General features: G+C 68.4%; 1 protein-coding gene. It reads right to left on the minus strand.

Annotation, left to right across the window (positions count from 1 at the left end):
• Positions 1–8: 8 nt before the first annotated feature.
• On the minus strand, positions 9–1,238 hold the full coding sequence (locus ACLJQF_RS48825; protein WP_410617523.1) for an IS30 family transposase: 1,230 nt from the start codon (positions 1,236–1,238) through the stop codon (positions 9–11).
• Between the last annotated feature and the right edge of the window lie 10 nt (positions 1,239–1,248).

Here is a 1,248-nt window from a genome sequence, read left to right on the forward strand (position 1 = left end):
GGGTGGATTCATGTGGTTGTTGCAACATGCTCTACATCGGACAGTAGCATGTTGATCTTTTCCTGCGGGGTAAGCCAGTTCAGAGTCTTGCGGGGACGGTCGTTGAGCCGGGCAGCGACAGCAGCGAGATCTTCGGCGGTATGAACGGAGAGGTCGGTGCTTTTGGGGAAGTACTGACGGAGCAGACCGTTGGTGTTCTCGTTCGACCCGCGCTGCCACGGCGAGTGCGGGTCGGCGAAGAAGATCGCCAGGTCAGTGGCCAGGGTGATCTCGGCGTGCCGGGCCATCTCGGTGCCCCGATCCCAGGTCAACGATCGTTTCAGCTGCTCAGGCAGGGTGTGGATGGCATGGATCATCGCGTCCCGCACCGCGGCCGCGTCGTGCCCGTCAGGCAGGTGCAGCAGCAGACAGAACCGGCTGGTCCGCTCCACCAGCGTCCCGATCGCCGAGCCGTTGGCCGCCCCGAGGATCAGGTCGCCTTCCCAGTGCCCGGGCACCGCCCGGTCCGCGGCCTCGGCGGGCCGGTCACTGATCGCGACCGGGTCCGGGATCCGGGACCGGCGGGCCTGGGCCTGCCGGCGGGGTTTGCGCAGCGCTCGCCCGGTGCGCAGGCACACCACCAGCTCCCGGCGCAGCGCACCCCGGGACTGGACATAGAGGGCCTGGTAGATCGTCTCGTGTGACACCTGCATCTCCGGTCGATCCGGGGACTCCAACTTCAGCCTCGCCGAGATCTGCTCCGGCGACCACTCCCGGCGCAACCCGGCCTGCACATAATCCCGCAACTCGGCGTTACCACCGGCAGTGGCCAGCTTCGCGGTCTTCGGTCGCTTGGCCCGCTCCCGAGCGGCCGCCTCGGCCCGATGCGCCCGATACCGATCCGGACCGCCGTTGCGCGTGATCTCCCGGCTGACCGTCGACGGTGACCGACCCAGCCGGCCCGCGATCTCCCGGACTCCCTCATCCCGGGCCAGGCCGAGTGAGATCTCCTCCCGCTCCGCCGCCGACAGATACCGACTCCCCAGCTCACGGGGTGCGTTACCGATCACCCCGCCAGCTTCGGCGAACCACCGCTGCCCCGTCCGGTGCGACACACCCACCGCCCATGAGGCAGGCGCCACAGCCCGCCCCGCCCGCACCTGCTCCCAAAACCGCACCCGCACATCCCGCAACAACGGCACCCGACCTACCCGACCAGCCACAACACCCTCCAACCATCGGTGTTGCAACCACCCCATGAACCCAAGC

This window comes from Amycolatopsis sp. lyj-109, assembly GCF_046548995.1.
Classification (GTDB): domain Bacteria; phylum Actinomycetota; class Actinomycetes; order Mycobacteriales; family Pseudonocardiaceae; genus Amycolatopsis.